Origin of the sequence: Burkholderia sp. 22088, from assembly GCF_052045915.1 — a bacterium.
GTDB lineage: Bacteria > Pseudomonadota > Gammaproteobacteria > Burkholderiales > Burkholderiaceae > Burkholderia > Burkholderia cepacia.
The window spans coordinates 230,604-247,788 of the sequence record NZ_JBQEPY010000016.1 but is presented as its reverse complement, the minus strand read 5'-3'; the positions used below and the strand labels follow the sequence as shown (position 1 = coordinate 247,788).

The window sequence follows — 17,185 nt, the reverse complement described above, 5'->3', positions numbered from 1 at the left end:
CGCGACAGTACGATGATGAGTGACGACCCCTTCGGTGCACTCGCACCGGCCGCCACGATCGCCGCCGCCGTGTTCGCGCCTTTACTGCGGCCCGAGTTCCTGCGCGGACGTATCGGCGTCGTTGCCTTGCGCAACCAGCACGTGGATATCGTTCGGCGTCACGTCGCCGACCCCGCCCGACGGAATCGTCAGCAGCAGCCAGTCGGCGTTGTTGTTGATGGTGACCGGCGCGGTCTTGAGGATCGGCGTCTTGCTGCCGGCCGTCGTGACGATCACCTGGTAACTGCCGCCGTTCAGGTAGATCGAATCCTGCGTCGAGGCCGGCACCGCGTTCTGGTAGGCCGCGCCCGCGAGCGTCGGGCTTTGCGTCGTGATGTCGGTGCCGGGCGGGACGACGTACATGTCGATGTTCTGCGCGTTCGGCGACGCATTGAAGCTGCGCACGCGCGCCTTGTCCGACAGCAGGCCCTTGTCGTACGGATCGTCGATCACGGAGATCAGCGACGTCGTGCTCGGCAGCGCGATCGTCGTGTAGTGATGGCCGTTCGCCGCGCTGAACGATTGCGACGCGATGGTCGAGGTCGTGCCCGAGATGTCGTAGCTCGCGGTCTGCGTGCCCGAGTCGACGTCGTGATAGCGCGTCACGCCCTTGTACGCGACACCCGACTGGTCGACCTTGGCGTTCAGGTAGTAGTCGAGGTTCGGGCCGGCCGGCACCGCGTTGATGAAGCGCGCCTGCGGCTTCGAGATGCCGAGCTCGGTGCCGACGTCGTTGCCGTCGCCGCCACATGCCGCGAGCACGGAAATGATGGAGCACAGGGCCGCTATCGTTCGTATTGATTTCATGTTGTCCTCTCGTTCAGGGGAACCTGTTTGCGATGCGGGATCGCCACGCGAAGGTCGCGTGGTGAGCAACGCCGGTTGCGGGAAGGATGTTGTCCGCCGGATCGGCGGGCGCGTGGGTGGCGCAAGCGATGTGCCTGTCTGACGACGGGGCGCCGGGCGGCCGGGTGCGGGGCGGGGCCGGTCAGGGGTGAGGGAGAGGGCGCGCCCGGGTTGTAAAAAGGGCGGTGTCGCAGGGGCCGGGCGCGGGGACGCGTCGGCGCCGACCCGGCCGGCGGGGCTCGCGCCGGCCGTCGCGCCGCCCGGCGCGCCCGCAACGGCGTGCGGGCAGGGCGAAACTACCTGCCGGCCGAAGCCGGCCGCCGACGAGGGCTGTAAATCTTGCCTGCATCCGTCATCGTTTAACCATTCGAAACAATGTGTTCACCGAAAGGGGCATGATCTCCGGCGATCGAGCAGGCATACTGTCGCCTATGTTGCTCAATGCACGTCGAAGTACGTGCGCTTGCCCCCCATGTCCACTCCAGTTTCCTTTCGAACCCTGCGATGGTTGACCGTCGCGGCTGCTGCATGCTTGCTCGCCGCGTGTTCGACCGCTTCCGACGTGACCGCGACGTCGAACCCGAACGTATTTACCGTGACGACGCGCACGGTCGGCGTATCGACGACGTGGGCCGACGCCCATACGAAGGCCGTCGACGAAGCCACCAACTACTGCACGCAGCGCGGCATGCGCGCCAGCCTGAAGCAGGAGGCGCTGACCAGCGGCAGCCGTGTCGGCGCGCGCTCCGAACTCGCGTTCGAGTGCCATCCGACCTTCGAGACGGCGTCGAATCCGCGCGGTTGAGCGACCGGCGGCGTCGCACGCCGCCGCCGTCCGCGTTTTCCTTCTCCCCGATGCAAACCGACCCGCGAGGCCGTACAGGCACATCGCGGGTCGGCGCACGTCCGGCGTCGGCTGCGGCGATTACGCCGGCTGCGCCTCGTACAGCTTCACGCACGCGGAGAAGTCGAGCGTGCCGAGCCCCTGCTGGCTCATCGACTGATAGAGCTGCTGCGCGAGTGCGCCCATCCACACCGGCTGGTGCGCGCTCCGTGCCGCTTCGGTCGCGAGCCCGAGATCCTTCAGCATCAGGTTCGCCGCGAATCCGCCCGCATAGCCGCGCGCGGCCGGCGCGGTGTCGCTCACGCCCGGATACGGGTTGTACGTGTCCGAGCTCCAGCAGCGGCCGGTCGACGTATTGATGATGCCCGCCAGCACGGACGGATCGATGCCGAGCGCGGCGCCGAGCGCCATCGCTTCCGAGACACCCATCATCGAGATCCCGAGCAGCAGGTTGTTGCAGATCTTCGCGATCTGCCCGGTGCCGGTGCCGCCGCAATGCACGACGTTCTTGCCCATGTCGAGCAGCACGGGGCGGATGCGCTCGAACAGCGCGGCGTCCGCGCCGACCATGAAGGTCAGCGTGCCGGCCTGCGCGCCGCCGGTGCCGCCCGACACGGGGGCGTCGGCGAGCGGGAAGCCGCGCTGCGCGGCGGCGTCGGCCACTGCGCGCACGGTGCCGGGATCGATCGTGCTGCAGTCGATCAGCGTCGCGCCGGCGTGCGCGCCGGCCAGGACGCCGTCGTCGCCGAGATAGACCGCGCGCACGTGTTGCGCGGCCGGCAGCATCGTGATCACGACCGCGCCGCGCGCGGCCGCTTCGCGCGGCGAGCCGGCGGCGGTCGCGCCGGCGCGCACCGCGACGTCGACCGCGTGCGCGTCGAGGTCGAACACCGTCAGCGCGTGGCCGGCTTTCAGCAGGTTGGCGGCCATGGGGCCGCCCATGTTGCCGAGTCCGATGAATGCGATGTCCATGTGCAGGCCCTCGCTCAGCGCAGCGCGATCGTCGTGTTCACGCCGCCGGCCGTCGCGTCGTCGTCGAACCAGCGCGCGGTGACCGTCTTCGTCTGCGTGTAGAACTGCACGACCTGCTTGCCGTACGGGCCGAGATCGCCGAGCTTCGAGCCGCGCGAACCCGTGAAGCTGAAGTAGGGCACCGGCACCGGAATCGGGATGTTGATGCCGACCTGGCCGATGTCGATCTCGCTCTGGAACTTGCGTGCCGCCGCACCGCTCTGCGTGAACAGCCCCACGCCGTTGCCCATCGGGTTGCGGTTGACGAGCGCGATCGCGTCGTCGAGCGTGTCGGCCTCGAGCACGACCACCACCGGCCCGAAGATTTCTTCCGTATAGATCGACATGTCGGTCGTCACACCCGAGAAGATCGTCGGGCCGACGAAGTTGCCCTGCTCGTAACCGGGCACCTTCACGTTGCGGCCGTCGAGTTCGAGCTTCGCGCCGGCCTTCACGCCTTCGTCGATCAGCGCGGTGATGCGCGCATGCGCGGCCTTCGACACGACCGGGCCGACATCGGTACCCGGTTCGTGGCCCGCGTTCACCTTCAGCGCCTTCGCTTTCTCGACGAGCTCGGGCAGCCAGTCGCGCGCCGTGCCGACCAGCACGACGACCGACGTCGCCATGCAGCGCTGGCCGGCCGCGCCGAAACCCGCGCCGACGAGCGCGTTGATCGTCTGCTCGCGGTGCGCGTCGGGCAGCACGACCGCGTGGTTCTTCGCGCCCATCATCGACTGCACGCGCTTGCCGTGCTGGCTGCCGAGGTTGTACACGTGCGTGCCGACGCGCGTCGAGCCGACGAACGAGATCGCCTTGATGTCCGGGTGCGTGCAGAGGCGGTCGACCACCGTCTTGCCGCCGTGCACGACGTTCAGCACGCCCTGCGGTACGCCGGCCTCGATCGCGAGCTCGACGAGCTGCATCGTCGACAGCGGGTCCTGCTCCGACGGCTTCAGCACGAACGTGTTGCCGCAGACGATCGCCATCGGGAACATCCACAGCGGGATCATCCCGGGGAAGTTGAACGGCGTGATGCCCGCGCACACGCCGATCGGCTGGCGCAGCGTATAGGTATCGACGCCGCCCGCCACGTTCTCCGCGAATTCGCCTTGCTGCAGCGTGCCGATCGAGCACGCGTGCTCGACCACTTCGAGGCCGCGGAAGATGTCGCCCTGCGCATCGGGCAGCGTCTTGCCCTGCTCGGCCGTCAGCGTGTGCGCGATCCGTTCGAGATTGCGGCGCACGAGATCCTGGAACTTCAGCATGATGCGCAGGCGCGCGCCGATCGGCGTCGTCTTCCACGTCTGGAACGCGCGCTGCGCGGACGCGATCGCGGCGTCGACCTCGTCGAGCGTCGCATACGGCACGCGGCCGATCACTTCCTGCGTCGCGGGGTTGACGATGTCGCCCCATTCGGCGCTTTGCGATTCGACGAACGCGCCGTCGATCAGCAGCTTGGCGGTGGGCAGGGCGAGGGTGGTCTGGGGAACTGCGGCGTTCATGGAACTCTCCGGGGAACGAGGTGATGACAAACAAGGCGGCCCGTATCCGCCGCCGCGCATGCACGCACGGCGGACGGCAGGTCGAACTGAAATCGAATGAATGCGGGCGGTGCGTTACGCGCGCGCCGGCCGCATCAACGCGGTACACACGAGCGCGAACACGCCGAAGCCGACGAGGTAAGCGATCACGTAATGCGGCTGGCCGCCGCCGGCCTTGAGCAGCGACGTCGCGATCATCGGCGCGAAGCCGCCGCCGATCACGCCGGCCAGCTGCACCGACAGCGAGATGCCGCTGTAGCGGATCTCCGCCGGGAACTGCTGCGCGAACAGCAGCGATTCCGGCGCATAGAGAATCGGGAACACGACGCCGAGGCCGAGCACGATCGCCCACCATGCGGTCGACGTCTGCTGCGTGCCGAGCATCATGAAGAACGGCGCGGCGAACGCGCACATCAGCACGAGGCCGATCGCGAACATCCGGCGCTGGCCGATGCGGTCGCTGAGATGGCCGCACAGCGGCATCGTGACGAGCGACAGCGCGGCGCCGGCCGTGATCGCGTGCAGCATCTCGGCCTTCGGCAGATGCAGCTGCTGCGTCGCGTAGGCGAGCGCGAACGTGACGACCATGTAGAACCAGGTGTTCTCGGCGGCGCGTGCGCCGACGATCGTCAGCACCTCGCGCGGATGGCGGCGCAGCGCGGCCGTCACCGGCGACTTCTCGGCCTTGCCCTGGCGCTGCATCTTCTCGAAGTCGGGCGATTCGGGCACCTTCGCGCGGATGAACCAGCCGAGGCCGACGAGCGCGATGCTCGCGAGGAACGGCACACGCCAGCCCCACGACAGCATGTCGGCTTCCGGCAGCGCGGCCACCGCGGCCATCGCGACCGACGACAGGATCAGGCCGAGCCCGACGCCCGTCTGCGGCAGGCTGCCGAACAGCCCCTTGCGGCCCTTCGGCGCGTGTTCGACGGCCATCAGCACCGCGCCGCCCCATTCGCCGCCGACGGCCATCCCTTGCAGGAACCGCATCCCGATCAGCAGCGCGGCGGCCCAGTAGCCGATGCTGTCGTACGACGGGATCAGCCCGATGATCATGCTCGGCACGCCCATCAGCAGCAGCGTGATCATCAGCATCGACTTGCGGCCGATGCGGTCGCCGAAGTGGCCGAACACGATGCCGCCCATCGGCCGCCCGATGAAGCCGACCGCGAACGTGCCGAACGCGGCGAGCGTGCCGACGACGGGGTCCAGCGACGGGAAGAAGATGCGGTTGAACACGAGCGCGGCCGCCGTGCCGTAGAGGAAGAAGTCGTACCACTCGATCGTGGTGCCGGCCATGCTGGCCCAGCCGGCCAGCAGGTGGTGCTTCGCGGTGCGCTCGGGCGCAGGTGCCGCGACTGTCGCATGCTCATCGAGGGTGGATCGCGTCTGCATGGTGTCTCCGTGGTGGTGCCGCGGCTCGTAGTCCGCAGGTCACGGTCGAGTATAGTTATGCGCAGATTCATCATGTACCGATAAAGAAACCGGTTGGATGTGCATTTATGCATATCGACGGCCGGCCCGGAGACTCCAGCCCCTTTTTCCCTCGCCGATGCGACATGCCACCGAGCCGGTTTCCGGCAACCTGAACTGGGACGACCTGCGCTTTTTCCTCGAAGTCGCGCGCACGCAGCGGGCGAGCGGCGCCGCGAAGCGGCTGGGGGTCGACTACACGACCGTCGCGCGGCGCATCCGCGCGCTCGAGGCGGCGATGGGCACGCTGCTGTTCGACAAGTCGCGCTCCGGCGGCTTCACGCTGACGGCCGAAGGCCAGCGGCTCGTCGCGTATGCGGACGCGATGGAGACGACGGTGCAGTCCGCGTGCGACCAGGTCGCGAATACGGGCGAGGCGCTGTCGGGCCATGTGCGGATCGGGTCGACCGAGGGGTTCGGGTGCTTTTTCCTCGCGCCGCAGCTCGCGCAGTTTCGCGCCGAGCATCCGCACGTGACGGTCGACCTGCTGCCGGTGCCGCATTTCGTCAACCTGCCCAAGCGCGAGGCGGACCTCGCGATCACGCTCGAGCGGCCCGAGCGCGGGCCTTACGTGGTCACGAAGCTGTGCGATTACCAGTTGCGGCTCTACGCGACGCGCGACTATCTCGCGAACCATCCACCGATCACCTGTACCGACGATCTCGCGGAGCACGCGTTCATCAGCTACGTCGACGATCTCGCGTTCAGCAACGAGCTGCTGTACCTCGACCGGGCGGTGCCGGGCGCGACGGCCGGGCTGCGCACGACGAGCGTGATCGCGCAGTATTTCGCGGCGCTGCAGGGCGGCGGGCTCGCGATCCTGCCGTGCTTCATGGCGGCCACGCAGCCGGCGCTGGTGCCCGTGCTGCCGGACGACGTGGTCGTCACGCGGTGCTTCTGGCTGACGTGCCGCGAGGATCTGCGCAAGCTGCGGCGCGTGACCGCGCTGTGGGATTACCTGCGCGCGGCGGCGGACGCGAATCGCGCGCTGCTGTCGGGCGAATCGGGGACGCTGAGATTCGTCGGCGAGCCGGCCTGACGGAATGGCGGGCGGGGCGGTGACGAACGAGTTGATCTGAGTTGAAAAAATGGCCGACGAAGATCCGGCCGGTTATCGGGGGAAAGGCAGATGGCGTTGACGCAGGCGGGCAAGGTGTTCGTGGTTTGTGTGGCGGTATTCGGCGTGGCCGCGTACTGGCTCGCGTCGCGCATGGTGCGCCGCCAGACCGGCGGCGCGCGCGGGGCGGGCGGCGCGGTCGCCTTCTGGTGGCTCGTGTGCTTTTGCCTGGTGTCGCTGTGTTTCCCGTTCGCGTACTGGATCGGCGACGAACTCTACGCACTGGCGGTGTCGCCGAAATACGAGGCGACCGTCGTGTCCTACCAGTCCGAGTGGGACACCTGCGAGCGACGCGGCAGCAGCGGGCGCACCGAACGATATCGGTGCATCAAGTACACGTCGATCCTGGAGGCCGTGATGCCGGATGGCGAGCGGGTCGTGCTGCCGGGCAACATCCGATCCGGCGGCGTGCCGGAGATCGGCGAGAAGATCGATGTCGTGTTGCCGGCCGGGGCTACCCAGTTGCATGAACGCAGCGTGCGCAGTGTCGGCCTGCTGGCCGGCGGCGCGCTGATGGTCGCGATCATCGGGTATTTCGTCTACCTGATCGCGGCGTACGGTGCGGGGAAGAACATCGACGGTGCGGCCCGATTCGGCGTGGCCGTGGTGATGAACGCGCTCGTGCCGCTCGGTGCGCTGCTGATGGAAATCGCGTTCCTGAGCGTGCCGTACCGCTACTGGGTGCGGGGGAATCCCGAACAGTGGCCGGTGTGGGTGCTGGCGCTTGGCCTGCTGTTCGCGCTGGCGCTGCTGCCGTTGCTGCTCATCTACGCGCGAACCGCGTGGCGTGCCGTCGTGAAGTGACGAATGCGGCGGGGCGGTTGTGTCATCATGCCCGCACCGGCAACCGCCAGGAGACGGTCGTGGAAATTCATTCGCAGTGGACGTTCGATTGCCGGCCCGAGCATGTCTGGCCGCATTTCCTCCATGCCCGGATGGACGACACGCGGCCGTTGCTGTTCCGCCTCGGCGTGCCGAAGCCGGTCAGCTGCCGCGTACTCGAAGGCGTGCCGGCCGTCGGCAACACGCGGCAGTGCACGACCGATCGCGGCACCATCGACCAGCGGATCCTCGTGCTCGACGAGCATCGCCGGCTGCGTTACCGGATGGTGGCGTCGACGGTGTGGTGTCGCGACTGGGTCGGCCTGCTTGAGGACGAATTCACGCTGACACCGGTGGAAGGCGGCAGGACGCGCGTCGAACGGCGCACCGTGTTCAGTGCGCGTGGCCTCTTCAGGCCGGTTCGGCAGATCGGGCTGTGGCTCGCGTTGCGGCAGGCGCACCGGTATGCGGCCCGCAACTGGCGGCGTCTCGCGATGGCGGCGCAGGGGCGGGCGGGTGCGATGGAGGCGGTGCGCTAGGTCTTGGGCACGGGCACGGGCACGGGCACGGGCGCGTAATAGATTTGCCCGACATCCGTGTCGCGCACCTGGCCGTTGCGTTCGGCCTCGGTGCGCGTAGCCAGGAAATCAACCGTGCACAGATCCGGGCGGCCCAGCGCCTTCAGGATGCCCGACGTGCGCCACGCCGGCAGCCAGTCGGCCCACGACAACCGCACGCCCAAGAGCAGCGCGAGCATGACGCCGATCGCGGCCGGCCCGCCGAGCAGCATGGCCAGGTCGGCACCCAGGTCGGAAAAGCCGTCGTCGCCGGTCCAGAGCAGCAGGATCATCATCGGGATGACAAAGCAGTTCATGCCGATGAACATCCATTTCCACGCCAGCCAGATGTCGTGCGTCAGGCCGGCCAGCCCCGTGTCGCTGCACGTGTGATCCATGACCGTGCGGCGCCGGTCCGGCGACGACAGCGCAAACAGGCGGCCGCGGCGATCGACCACGGCAACCACGTCGTCGCCGACGTCGAAGCACTGCCCGCCGAGGAACCCGCGGTACGACTCGCCGCCGATTTCGATTTCCACCGGTAGCTTCGCGAACAGGATCCTGCCGTTTTTCCCCACGGTCACGAACGCGTTTGCCGACGCGAAGGTCCTGGTTTCGCGCAGGTTCGCGTACGACCATGTCGCCGGATGCTCGACCTTGTCGGCCGCGGCGTTCAACTCGGCCAGGACGAGATCCTCGTCGGCTTGCTGAAACACCAGGGCATTGGCCGCGGCCCCGTTGCCGGTGAGTGCCGCGAGGATCGGCACCAGGGTGTGCGTGAACCAGTAGCCGAGCGATTTCTTGCGGGCTTCGGGGTCGACGGGTGGCACCTGACGGCTTCCGGCGCCACCTTGGTCGGGGCGCTCGAGAAAGCGCATCGCGGTCAGTTTGCCTTCTACGAGACGCAGGGGTGACGACATCAGGGCAGGCCGCTGCAATGGGACAAGGTTTGCGGAGTCTACCAGTCGTCTGTCGGCGCGTTTGTCCTGCTTGACGCGCCGCTCCACCGGCCCCGCATCGTGGCCGCCAGCGCCACGCTCGCGTACCTTGACCCGGAGGCCTTCAACCCGGGCAGCCCAGCCGGTCCGCGAGTTCGTTCAGGTCCTTGACGTCGAAGTCCCACTGATCAACGGCTCGCAGGTCGGTCGTCTGGCCGGGCCCGTGTTCGGTCGGCCGCAGCACGAACGCGGTCGACAGCCCCTGCCGGCGTGCGGCCGCGAGATCGCCGTTGTGCGCGGCGACCAGGCACAGCTCGGCCGGCTCGATACCGAGAATCTCGACGGTATCGCTGTACACCTGCGGCGACGGCTTGTACGCGCGCACGACTTCCGCGCCGAGGATCGCATCCCACGGCAGCCCCGCGCGTTTCGCGACGTCGACCATCAGCCGGATGTTGCCGTTCGACAGCGGCGCGATGATGTAGCGTCGCTTCAGCCGCTGCAGCGCCGCGACGGCATCGGGCCACGGGTCGAGGCTGTGCCACGCGAGGTTGAGTGCGTCGATGTCGGCGTCGGGCACGTCGACGATGCCGTAGCGGTCGAGCGTGCGCACGAGGTTCTCGCGGTGCAGGACGTCGAGCCGCACGTAGCGGCGGCGCCCGCTGCGGATTTCTTCCATCGACGGCGAATATTCGGCCCGCCACGTATCGGCGAATTCGAACGGGTCGAGTGCGGGTGCATGGCGATCGAGGAACGCGGCGGCGCCGCGTGCGACGCCGCTTCTCCAGTCGACGATCGTTCCGAATACATCGAAAACGAGCGCCTTGATTTCGGCAGGGTTCGTCATGGTGATCCTGTGAAGGTCAATCGATGAGGGTACACATCGCCGTGCCGCGCGCGATGCGCGGCGCCGGAGCCATCGACATTGAATCACGGATACGAAAACGCGGCCTGCCGGCCGCGATGCAGTCCGGCCGCGCCGGAACGGAGAAGCAGGGCAACGGCGCGCGCCGACGGCCGGACACGCCGGCCGCCGCGCGTGCCGTGCCGGTCAGCTCTTGTCGTAAGAGAACTGGATGCCCGCGGTGCCGCCGGTTTCGATGAACAGGTCGATGAACGCCGGCACGGTGGCGCTGCGCGCCCAGTCGCGCTGCAGTTCGCAGAACAGCTGCGCGACGCTGATCATCTGGCCGCCGGCCTGCTCGATGCGGCGCAGCGCGGCTTCGTGCGCGGCGACCGACGTGCCGCCGACCGCATCGACGACCACGTACACCTCGTAACCGGCCTTCAGCGCGTCGAGTGCCGGGAACGTCAGGCACGCTTCGGTCCACAGCGCGGTCATGATCAGTTTCTTGCGGCCGGTCGCTTCGACGGCCTTGCGGAATTCGACGTCCTCCCACGAGTTGATGCTGGTGCGGTCGTAGGTCGGATAACCTTCGAGCGCCGCGCGCAACTGCGGGATCGGCGGCTTGTTCAGGCCCGTCTTCACGTTCACGGTCGAGTGGACGATCGGCAGGTTGTACGCGACGGCCGCCTTCGACGCGCCGACGATGTTGTTGATCAGCAGCTGGCGATCCATCGACGCGATGGAGTTCACCTGGACCGGCTGGTAATCGATGACGATGAACGCCGCGTTCTGCGGGGTGAGCAGGTGGTCGTTCGCGGGGTCGCGAACCGGTTCGCTTGCCATGGTTGTCTCCAGTGACGGTGCGGGAAGTGAGGGGGTAAATCCAGGTCCAGTGAACCGTCGGGTCGGGCGAAGGAGCCGGTCGAGAAAATTCCCGGCTGCCGCGACACGCTCGATCCACGCTGAAATAGGATGCTAGGCGTGCAACAACCGGCGTTCCAGTCCCTTAAAATGCCGTCAGTGTTCTATGGGTGGAACAATCATGGATGACCTGAACGACCTCTACTATTTCGTGAAGGTGGTCGAACACGGCGGGTTCACGCAGGCCGGGCGCGCGCTGGACGTGCCGAAATCGACACTGAGCCGGCGCATCGCCGCGCTGGAAGCGAAGTACGACGTGCGGCTGCTTCAGCGGACGACGCGTCATTTCACCGTCACGGAAACCGGACGCGAATTCCATGAGCGCTGCCTCGCGGTGCTGGTCGAGGCCGACGCCGCGCGCGAGGTGATCGAGCGCCGGCACGCGGAGCCGCGCGGCGTCGTCCGCGTCAGTTGCCCGACCGCGCTGCTCGAATATCGCGTGAGCGAACTGGTCGCGCGCTTCATGGCGATTCATCCGCAGGTGGAGGTGCATCTCGAGGCGACGAACCGCCGCGTCGACCTGCTGAGCGAAGGGTTCGACCTCGCGCTGCGGGTGCGCTTCCCGCCGCTGGAGGACAGCGATCTCGTGATGCGCGTGCTCGCCGACAGCCCGCAGCGGCTGGTGGCCGCGCCGCACTGGCTGGACGGGCGCGCGCCGCTGTCGGACCCGGCCGGGCTGGCCGGCGCGCCGAGTCTCGACTGGGGACCGGCGCGGCATCACGTGTGGCAGCTGGTCGGGCCGAACGGCGAGCACGCGCAGTTGCGCCATCATCCGCGCTTCGTCACGGACGACATGCACGCGTTGCGCGATGCGGCGATTCACGGCGTCGGCATCGTGCAGCTGCCGTGCATGGTCGTCGAGGACGACCTGCGCGACGGCACGCTGGTCGACGTGCTGCCCGGCTGGGCGCCGAAGGGCGGCGTGGTGCACGCGGTGTTTCCGTCGCGGCGCGGGCTGCTGCCGCGCGTGCGGCTGCTGATCGATTTCCTGGCCGAACACATCCGGAAGGATTGACGCTCGCACAGGCGCCGCGCTGCAAGCCTGGCCGGCGCGTGTGCGGGCCCGATGCATCGGCGCCGGGCGCGGCCGCCACCAACGCATCGAAGGCGATCACGCGCACGGATCCCCGCGCGGACGATCGAACGCGAACGGAGCCGGGGCGCCCCCGCAATCTGACGAATGGCTTTCGAACGCGGCCCGCATGGCGCACGGCCTTGCCCGGAGCGGTCGCGCCGCGCGCAGGTCTTCCGGCGGACTGACTGCCGGCCGGACATGCCGCATCGACCGCGTGTAACCCCTGATGCGCATGGACGCCCGGGTTGCCACGGATTGGTGTTAAATGTATTTCGGCGCGCGTTGGCACCGCGTGCAATACGGGGCGCACCGGGCATCGGCGTATACCCGGAGCGAAAAACGGCACGAAGGATCGAAAACGAATCGGGCGCATCAGACCCGATCGGACAGACGGCAGGATTCATCTTGAATACCGAACCGCAAAGTTCTCGTTACAGTCTCGGGCTCGCGGCGGAAGTGCTCGCGTCCGAGCAAAGCGTGCTGAGGCTGATCACGCGCAACACACCGCTGCCGGAGCTGCTCGTCGAAGTCTGCCGGCGCGCCGAGGCTTTGCTCGGCGACGGTGCGTCGTGCACGATCCTGCTGCTCGATATCGACGGCGTGCACGTGCACGTCGGCGCCGCGCCGTCGCTGCCCCGACAGTACAGCGCGGCGATCGAAGGCGCGACGATCGGGCCGGTGGCCGGCTCGTGCGGCACGGCGATGTACCTGCGCCGGATGGTCGTCGTCGAAGACATCGAAACCGATCCCCTGTGGGCCGACTATCGTGCGGTTGCGCTGCCGCTGGGCCTGCGCGCGTGCTGGTCGGTACCGTTTCTCGACGACGCGGGCGCCGTGCTGGGCGCGTTCGCCGTCTATCACCGCATGCCGCGCCGGCCGAGCGACGAGGAAACCGAACTGCTGCGCGACATCGGCAACAGCGTCGGCCTCGCGGTGCACCAGGACCGGATCGCGCGACAGCTCGCGCGCAGCGAGGAACATCACAGGCTCGTGGTGAACAGCCTGAACGAAGGGATCCTCGTCGTGTCGCGCGATGGCGTCGTGGTCGCGAGCAACCCGAGTGCGAACCGGATGATGCGCGTGAAGGGCGACCTCGTCGGCCGCAGGCTGTCGACGGTGATCCTGCGCAAGCTGCGCGAGGACGGCACGCCGATCGCGCCCGACGACTGGCCGAGCCGGCGCGCGCTTGAAACGGCCACGCCGATGCTCGACTACACGGTCGGTTTCGGCCTGGCGGACGGCGACATCATCTGGGTGCGCGGCAACGCGGTGCCGATCGTGAGGCCCGGCGAAACGCAGGCCGACTCGGTGCTCGTTTCATTCAACGACATCGGCCCCGTGCGCGAAGCGCAGCAGCAGCTGCGCTACCTGGCGACCCGCGATGCGCTGACGGGCCTCTACAACCGCCGCTGGCTCGGCGACCGCATGCGCGAGCTGTTCGGCGGCCACGATGCGGCGGGCGGGCCCGCGCGCGTCGCGATCCTGTTCATCGATCTCGTCGGCTTCAAGAAGGTCAACGACACGGCCGGCCACGACGCGGGCGACGCGCTGCTGCGCAGCGTCGCGGCACGGCTCGCGGCGTGCGGAGGCGGGCAGCATGCGCTCACGCGCGTCGGCGGCGACGAGTTCGTGATCCTCGTCGACGACTGCGACGATCCCGACAAGCTCGCGGTGCTCGCGCGCGAGGTGATCGATGCGATCGCGAAGCCGTTCGCGATCGCGAACAACGAATACTGGCTCGGCGTGTCGATCGGGATCAGCGTCGCGCCGCGCGACGGCGACGATGCCGTCACGCTGATGCGCAACGCCGATTCGGCGATGTACGATGCGAAGCAGCGCGGCCGCAACCACTTCACGTTCTTCACCGCGCAGCTCAACCTGCGGCTGCAGCGCCGCTTCGCGATCGAGCAGTCGCTGCGGCGCGCGCTCGCGTCGGACATGCTGCGGCTCGCGTATCAGCCCGTCGTCGACGCGCGCAGCGGCCGCACCGTCGGCGCCGAGGCGCTGCTGCGCTGGACGAGCCCCGAGCTCGGGCCGATGTCGCCGGCGGAGTTCATTCCGGTCGCGGAAGATACGGGGCAGATCGTCGCGATCGGCCAGTGGGTGCTCGAAACCGCGTGCCGGCAGGCGGCCGAATGGCGCCGCACGATCGCGCCCGACCTGGTGCTGGCCGTCAACCTGTCGCCGCGGCAGTTCCACGAAGGCCTCGTCGAGTCGGTCGGTCGCTGCCTCGCGCAGACGCGGCTCGATCCGTCCGCGCTCGAGCTCGAGATTACAGAAGGACTGCTGATGAACGACACGGACACCGTGCTGCCGATGCTCGAGGCGCTCACGGACATGAACGTGCGCATCTCGGTCGACGATTTCGGCACGGGCTATTCGTCGCTCGCGTACCTGAAGCGCTTTCCGCTGCACAACCTGAAGGTCGACCGCTCGTTCGTGTCGGGCGTGCCCGATCATCACGATTCGGTGGCGATCACGCAGGCCGTCGTCGCGATGGCGCATTCGCTCGGGATGAAGGTCACGGCCGAAGGGGTCGAGACGCAGGCGCAGTCGTGGTTCCTGCAGCAGATCGGCTGCGACATGCAGCAGGGCTACCTGTTCAGCCGCCCGCTGGACCCGAGCGACTACGCACGCCGGCTCGGCGCGGCGTGAGCGGGGTGCCGAGCCGGCGTTCGGCGTTCAGTCGGCGCGCGGCGCACCGAAGCCGCCGGGGACGGGCGGTGTCGGCGTCGCGTCGATCTCGACGCGGTTCTTGCCCTCGTGCTTCGCGCGATAGAGCGCGCGGTCGGCCGCTTCGATCAGCACGGTCGTCGGCAGGCCGGGCGTCGGCACGATGGTCGCGCCGCCGATGCTGATCGTCACGGTGTCGCCCGTCGACGAATGCGCATGCTGGAGCCGCAGCGCCTCGACCGCGAGGCGGATCTTCTCGCCGAGCAGCCGCGCGGCACCCGGCGACGTGGCCGGCATCACGACCGCGAATTCCTCGCCGCCGAAACGCGCGGCGAGATCCCCCGACTGGCCGAGACAGCGCTCGATGGTCGACGCGATCTGCTTGAGTACGCTGTCGCCCGACACGTGGCCGTACGTGTCGTTGTACAGCTTGAAATTGTCGACGTCGATCATCAGCAGCGACAGCTCGCTGCGCTCGCGCGTGCCGCGCCGCCATTCGGCGGCGAGGTATTCGTCGAGATAGCGCCGGTTCGACAGCCCGGTGAGGCCGTCCGAATGCGTGAGGCGCCGCAGCTCGAGATTGGCTTCGAGCAACTGCTGCTGCGATTGCCGCAGCGCGCGATAGGCCTCGTCGCGCTGCAGCAGGTTCATGTACGAGCGCGAGTGGTAGCGCACGCGCGCGACGAGCTCGATGCGGTCGGGCAGCTTCACGAGGTAGTCGTTCGCGCCGGCCGCGAAGGCGGCGCTCTTGATCACGGGCTCTTCCTGCGTCGACAGCACGATGATCGGCACGTCGCGCGTCGCCGGATTCGTCCGGTACGCCTTCACGAGGCTCAGACCGTCGGTGCCGGGCATCACGAGGTCCTGCAGGATCACGGTCGGCCGCGTCTCGATCGCGGCGGCCATCGCGTCGTCCGAACGCGGGCAATAGTGGAAATCGATGCCTTCCTCGTCGACGAGCGCGCGCCGTACGGCTTCCGCGACGATCGTCTGGTCGTCGACCAGCAGCACCATCGCCGGCACGTCGGCGGGCGGCACGTAGGGGCCGCCTGGCGGGTGAGTCGGGTCAATGGTCATGGTCGATGCGGGTTGTTGCGAGGGCAGGCATGGGTGTTGCAAGTGTTCATCGGGCTTCAGATCCGTGCGAGCGCCGCCAGCTCGCCCGCGATGCGTCCGAGCGGCAGGATCGCGCGCGCCGCGCCGAGCGTCGCGGCCGCCTTCGGCATGCCGTAGACGGCGCTCGTCGCCTCGTCCTGCGCGATCGTATGGTAGCCCTTCATCCGCAGCGCCTTCAGGCCGATCGCGCCGTCGCGGCCCATCCCCGTGAGCAGCACGCCGATCACGCGGCCGGGCCAGTGCTCGGTCAGGCTGTTGAAGAATACGTCGACCGACGGGCGATACGGCGTGGCGGCCGGCTCGCGCGTGTATTCGAGCGTGCCGGCGCGCGTGATGCGCAGGTGGTCGTCGGTCGCGGCGAGCAGCGCGACGCCCGGCTGCGGGCGGTCGCCTTCGCGCGCGACGCGCACGGCGAGCGACGTCTGGCCGTCGAGCCATTGCGCCATGCCTTCGGCGAACGCGCGGTCGACGTGCTGCACGATCACGATCGGTGCGTTGAAATCGGCCGGCAGGCCGCCGAGGACCGACGCGAGCGCGCCGGGGCCGCCGGCCGATGCGCCGATCGCGATCAGCGGTCCGCCGCCGGTGCGCGGGGGCGTGCCGGCGAGGCGCGAGCCGCCGGGCGCGTCGAGCAGGCGGCCGATCTGGTCGATCTTCGCGAGCAGCAGCCGGGTCGTGTCGCCGGCCGAGCCGTCGCCGAGCCGCGGCGTATCGACCGCGTCGAGCGCGCCGGCGCCCATCGCCTCGAACACGCGCCACGCATTCGCGCCGATGCAGCTCGTCACGATCAGGATCGCGCACGGTCGTTCGGATCGCATGATCCGCCGCGTCGCTTCGATCCCGTCGAATTTCGGCATGATCAGGTCCATCAGCACGACGTCGGGCGGCTGCGTGGCGCATAGTTCGACGGCTTGCGCGCCGTCGGTCGCGACCCACAGCACGCGGTGCTCGGGCCGTCGCGCGATCGCGCGGCGCATCGCCTCGACGGCAAGCGGGAGGTCGTTGACGATGCCGATGTTCACAAGCGGAATTCTCCGGTCGGTTCGTGATGCTGGAGGTGGGCCGGGTTCATGGAAGGAGGGGGCCTGTTCGGCGCCGCCGGACGGCATCGGCGGCCGGACGGCACGGCATTCTTTTCGGTTGGCGACGCCCCGAATGCTGTCATGCGGCGCGGGCGGCGGCAATCGAAAAATTTGCGCATTGCGCCGATTCAGTGCGTTTCCTCTATGACTGTGCGGTGTTTGCGGCGGGCGGCGGAGCCGGGCCGGCCCGCGCGTGCGTGCATGGCCGCGCGGTTTCGGCACGGCAGGCCGCGGAAGCCGGCATGTTACCGTGGCGGCTTCGAAGCAAAAGACGGGGAGAATT

At 68.5% G+C, this 17,185-nt stretch carries 15 protein-coding genes; 6 read left to right on the top strand and 9 right to left on the bottom strand.

The features are described 5' to 3' along the window. Positions 1-81 precede the first annotated feature (81 nt). On the bottom strand, positions 82-846 hold the full coding sequence (locus ACTJLD_RS28810; protein ID WP_059694242.1) for a DUF4397 domain-containing protein: 765 nt from the start codon (positions 844-846) through the stop codon (positions 82-84). Positions 847-1,357: 511 nt separating this feature from the next. On the opposite strand from ACTJLD_RS28810, the gene ACTJLD_RS28805 reads away from it, so the two are divergent. Beyond that, positions 1,358-1,690, top strand: coding sequence for a hypothetical protein (locus ACTJLD_RS28805; RefSeq protein ID WP_059694245.1), 333 nt, complete (start codon positions 1,358-1,360; stop codon positions 1,688-1,690). Between the two features lie 120 nt (positions 1,691-1,810). Here ACTJLD_RS28805 and mmsB read toward each other — a convergent pair whose 3' ends face one another. The 3 genes from mmsB to ACTJLD_RS28790 form a co-directional block, all read right to left on the bottom strand. Next, positions 1,811-2,701: a 3-hydroxyisobutyrate dehydrogenase gene (mmsB, locus tag ACTJLD_RS28800; RefSeq protein WP_059694247.1), complete on the bottom strand. Its 891-nt coding sequence runs from the start codon at positions 2,699-2,701 to the stop codon at positions 1,811-1,813. Between the two features lie 14 nt (positions 2,702-2,715). Continuing rightward, positions 2,716-4,242, bottom strand: coding sequence for a CoA-acylating methylmalonate-semialdehyde dehydrogenase (locus ACTJLD_RS28795; protein ID WP_027791228.1), 1,527 nt, complete (start codon positions 4,240-4,242; stop codon positions 2,716-2,718). A gap of 114 nt (positions 4,243-4,356) precedes the next feature. Continuing rightward, the gene (locus ACTJLD_RS28790) at positions 4,357-5,676 is read right to left on the bottom strand and encodes an MFS transporter (protein ID WP_027791229.1); all 1,320 of its coding nucleotides are present in this window, start codon (positions 5,674-5,676) and stop codon (positions 4,357-4,359) included. A 157-nt stretch (positions 5,677-5,833) separates the two neighbouring features. Between ACTJLD_RS28790 and ACTJLD_RS28785 the strand changes: the two genes are divergently transcribed. The 3 genes from ACTJLD_RS28785 (at position 5,834) to ACTJLD_RS28775 (ending at position 8,232) form a co-directional block, all read left to right on the top strand. After that, positions 5,834-6,793, top strand: coding sequence for a LysR family transcriptional regulator (locus ACTJLD_RS28785; protein WP_027791230.1), 960 nt, complete (start codon positions 5,834-5,836; stop codon positions 6,791-6,793). 90 nt (positions 6,794-6,883) lie between these two features. Further along, positions 6,884-7,675: a uracil permease gene (locus ACTJLD_RS28780; protein WP_333974174.1), complete on the top strand. Its 792-nt coding sequence runs from the start codon at positions 6,884-6,886 to the stop codon at positions 7,673-7,675. Between the two features lie 59 nt (positions 7,676-7,734). Continuing rightward, complete coding sequence (locus ACTJLD_RS28775; protein ID WP_060085500.1) at positions 7,735-8,232, top strand: SRPBCC family protein; 498 nt, start codon at positions 7,735-7,737, stop codon at positions 8,230-8,232. On the opposite strand, the gene ACTJLD_RS28770 is transcribed toward ACTJLD_RS28775, so the two are convergent. From ACTJLD_RS28770 to ACTJLD_RS28760, 3 genes are all read right to left on the bottom strand, one after another. Beyond that, complete coding sequence (locus tag ACTJLD_RS28770; RefSeq protein ID WP_440660187.1) at positions 8,229-9,170, bottom strand: hypothetical protein; 942 nt, start codon at positions 9,168-9,170, stop codon at positions 8,229-8,231. The genes ACTJLD_RS28775 and ACTJLD_RS28770 overlap by 4 nt on opposite strands. 142 nt (positions 9,171-9,312) lie before the next feature. Beyond that, complete coding sequence (locus ACTJLD_RS28765; RefSeq protein ID WP_027791234.1) at positions 9,313-10,035, bottom strand: haloacid dehalogenase type II; 723 nt, start codon at positions 10,033-10,035, stop codon at positions 9,313-9,315. Between the two features lie 204 nt (positions 10,036-10,239). Continuing rightward, the gene (locus tag ACTJLD_RS28760) at positions 10,240-10,878 is read right to left on the bottom strand and encodes a hydrolase (protein ID WP_060357626.1); all 639 of its coding nucleotides are present in this window, start codon (positions 10,876-10,878) and stop codon (positions 10,240-10,242) included. Positions 10,879-11,077: 199 nt separating this feature from the next. Here ACTJLD_RS28760 and ACTJLD_RS28755 point away from each other — a divergent pair, with 199 nt between their 5' ends. Both ACTJLD_RS28755 and ACTJLD_RS28750 read left to right on the top strand, forming a co-directional pair. Then, entirely contained in the window at positions 11,078-11,971 is an 894-nt protein-coding gene (locus tag ACTJLD_RS28755; RefSeq protein WP_440660185.1) for a LysR substrate-binding domain-containing protein, read from the top strand. 465 nt (positions 11,972-12,436) lie between these two features. Further along, positions 12,437-14,686: a putative bifunctional diguanylate cyclase/phosphodiesterase gene (locus tag ACTJLD_RS28750; protein WP_440660184.1), complete on the top strand. Its 2,250-nt coding sequence runs from the start codon at positions 12,437-12,439 to the stop codon at positions 14,684-14,686. Between the two features lie 27 nt (positions 14,687-14,713). On the opposite strand, the gene ACTJLD_RS28745 is transcribed toward ACTJLD_RS28750, so the two are convergent. Both ACTJLD_RS28745 and ACTJLD_RS28740 read right to left on the bottom strand, forming a co-directional pair. Beyond that, entirely contained in the window at positions 14,714-15,781 is a 1,068-nt protein-coding gene (locus tag ACTJLD_RS28745; RefSeq protein ID WP_440660183.1) for a diguanylate cyclase domain-containing protein, read from the bottom strand. A 56-nt stretch (positions 15,782-15,837) separates the two neighbouring features. Next, positions 15,838-16,842 (bottom strand): chemotaxis response regulator protein-glutamate methylesterase, encoded by a 1,005-nt coding sequence (locus tag ACTJLD_RS28740; RefSeq protein ID WP_027791239.1) that lies wholly within the window; start codon positions 16,840-16,842, stop codon positions 15,838-15,840. Between the last annotated feature and the right edge of the window lie 343 nt (positions 16,843-17,185).

Bases quoted from the DNA above. Each gene is read 5' to 3' on its own strand.
- ACTJLD_RS28790 (WP_027791229.1), bottom strand. From the start codon at position 5,676: ATGCAGACGCGATCCACCCTCGATGAGCATGCGACAGTCGCGGCACCT.
- ACTJLD_RS28805 (WP_059694245.1), top strand. From the start codon at position 1,358: ATGTCCACTCCAGTTTCCTTTCGAACCCTGCGATGGTTGACCGTCGCG.
- ACTJLD_RS28765 (WP_027791234.1), bottom strand. From the start codon at position 10,035: ATGACGAACCCTGCCGAAATCAAGGCGCTCGTTTTCGATGTATTCGGA.
- ACTJLD_RS28795 (WP_027791228.1), bottom strand. From the start codon at position 4,242: ATGAACGCCGCAGTTCCCCAGACCACCCTCGCCCTGCCCACCGCCAAG.
- ACTJLD_RS28780 (WP_333974174.1), top strand. From the start codon at position 6,884: ATGGCGTTGACGCAGGCGGGCAAGGTGTTCGTGGTTTGTGTGGCGGTA.
- ACTJLD_RS28755 (WP_440660185.1), top strand. From the start codon at position 11,078: ATGGATGACCTGAACGACCTCTACTATTTCGTGAAGGTGGTCGAACAC.
- ACTJLD_RS28760 (WP_060357626.1), bottom strand. From the start codon at position 10,878: ATGGCAAGCGAACCGGTTCGCGACCCCGCGAACGACCACCTGCTCACC.
- ACTJLD_RS28745 (WP_440660183.1), bottom strand. From the start codon at position 15,781: ATGACCATTGACCCGACTCACCCGCCAGGCGGCCCCTACGTGCCGCCC.
- ACTJLD_RS28810 (WP_059694242.1), bottom strand. From the start codon at position 846: ATGAAATCAATACGAACGATAGCGGCCCTGTGCTCCATCATTTCCGTG.
- mmsB (WP_059694247.1), bottom strand. From the start codon at position 2,701: ATGGACATCGCATTCATCGGACTCGGCAACATGGGCGGCCCCATGGCC.
- ACTJLD_RS28785 (WP_027791230.1), top strand. From the start codon at position 5,834: ATGCGACATGCCACCGAGCCGGTTTCCGGCAACCTGAACTGGGACGAC.
- ACTJLD_RS28770 (WP_440660187.1), bottom strand. From the start codon at position 9,170: ATGTCGTCACCCCTGCGTCTCGTAGAAGGCAAACTGACCGCGATGCGC.